Origin of the sequence: Nocardiopsis sp. TNDT3 (assembly GCF_003427465.1) — a bacterium.
In the GTDB taxonomy this organism is placed as follows: domain Bacteria; phylum Actinomycetota; class Actinomycetes; order Streptosporangiales; family Streptosporangiaceae; genus Nocardiopsis; species Nocardiopsis dassonvillei.
On record NZ_QPFC01000287.1, the window covers coordinates 1 to 1,817 of the forward strand.

Genomic DNA, 1,817 nt, shown 5'->3' on the forward strand with positions numbered 1-1,817 from the left:
GCCGCCACGCGCGCCCGCGTGGCGGCGGTTCCGCCTCCGGGCCTGCCGCAACGGGTATTCTCCGGCGGCGAACCCACGATTTCGCCGGAGATGAAGTCCGCCATGAAACTGTCCGTTCCGCACGCCCTGGCCCCGGCCTGCGTGGGACTCGCACTGATCGCCAACGCATGCACCACAGAGGAGGTGGGTTCCTCGCAGGAGGACCGCGCAACCCAGCCGTCGGCCGAGGCCGAGCCCTTCGAGCCCGTGCTCGCACCCCGGCTGCTGTCCGAGATGGACCTGGACGACAAGATCGGCCAGCTCCTCGTCCTGACCGCGCAGGGCACCTCGGCCGCCGAGAACGCAGCCCAGATCGAGGCCTACCGGCCCGGCGGCCTCATCTACTTCGACGCCAACCTCACCGACGCCGAGCAGATCGCCACCATGTCGGCGGGCGTGCAGGACCTCGCCGCCGACCAGGGGCGGGGCGTTCCGCTGTTCGTCGGCATCGACCAGGAGCAGGGCCTGGTGGCCCGGCTGCCCGTGGGCACCCGCTTCCCCGACGCCATGGCCGTCGGCGCCACCCGCGACACCGAGCTGGCCGAGCTGCGCGCCTCCACCACCGCCGAGGAGCTCACCGCCCTGGGAGTCAACCTCAACTACGCGCCCGACGCCGACGTCAACACCGACCCCGGCAACCCGGTCATCGGCATCCGCTCCTTCGGATCCGACCCCGACCTGGTCGCGCAGATGGCCGTCGCCGAGTCGGACGCCTACTCCGGCGCCGGTGTGGTGTCGGTGGTCAAGCACTTCCCCGGGCACGGCGACACCGACGTGGACAGCCACAGCGGCCTGCCCGTCATCGACATGCCGCGCGAGCAGTGGGAGGCCGGGCACCTGCCGCCGTTCCGGGCGGCCATCGACGCCGACGTGGACGCCATCATGACCGCCCACGTGCTCATGCCGCAGCTGGACGGGAGCGAGGACCCCGAGCCCGCCACCATCTCCCCGGAGCTGATCGACGGCATCCTCCGCGACGAGCTGGGCTACGACGGCGTGGTGACCACCGACGCCCTCAACATGGAGGGTGTGCGCCAGCGCCACTCCGACGGCGAGATCGCCGTGCGCGTGCTGGAGGCGGGCGTGGACCAGCTGCTCATGCCGCCGGACCCCGCCGCCGCGGTGTCCGCGATCCGCGAGGCCGTCGAGCAGGGCCGCCTGACCGAGGAGCGCATCGACGAGTCCGTGCTGCGCGTCCTGGCGCTCAAGGAGAAGCGCGGGATCCTGGAGGCCGAACCGGTGGACGCGCAGGGCGCCGCGGCGGTCCTGGAGGACCCCGAGCACGCCGAGGCCGCCCAGCGCGTGGCGGACGCCTCCGCGACCCTGCTGCGCAACGAGGGCGACCTGCTGCCCCTGGCCGAGGGCAGCGGAGTCCGCGTCCAGGGGGTGGGCGCGGAGCAGATCGCGGCCGCGCTCACCGAGGCCGGGATCGACGTGGTGGAGAGCGGGGCCGACGCCGTGGTCGTGGGCACCGGGGGCGGCAGCGGGGCCTCGGAGCAGAGCGGCCTGGTCCAGGCCGCGCGCGCCGAGGGGCTGCCGGTGGTCGTGGTGTCCCAGGGCACGCCCTACGACCTGGCGGCCTTCCCGGAGGCGGAGGCGTTCGTGGCGGTGTACTCGTCCATGGACGTGTCGCGGGCGGCCGCCGCGCGGGTCGTCGCCGGACAGGTGAAGCCCTCCGGCAAGCTGCCGGTGGACATCCCCGCGGCCGACGTGGAGATCGGGACCGGGCTGACCACCTGACCGGCCGGGTTTCGCCGGGGGTTGAAACGGGCGGGGAA

The 1,817-nt window shown here is 73.7% G+C and carries 1 protein-coding gene; it reads left to right on the plus strand.

Annotation, left to right across the window (positions count from 1 at the left end; all coding sequences use genetic code 11):
* The first annotated feature begins 102 nt into the window (after positions 1-102).
* A complete protein-coding gene (locus tag DQW06_RS07770) occupies positions 103-1,779 on the plus strand; it encodes a glycoside hydrolase family 3 protein (RefSeq protein ID WP_117198217.1) in 1,677 nt (558 codons plus the stop codon).
* Positions 1,780-1,817 lie beyond the last annotated feature (38 nt).

What these genes read in the sequence shown, in the direction of transcription:
- DQW06_RS07770 (WP_117198217.1), top strand. Translation starts at nt 103, where the DNA reads ATGAAACTGTCCGTTCCGCACGCCCTGGCCCCGGCCTGCGTGGGACTC.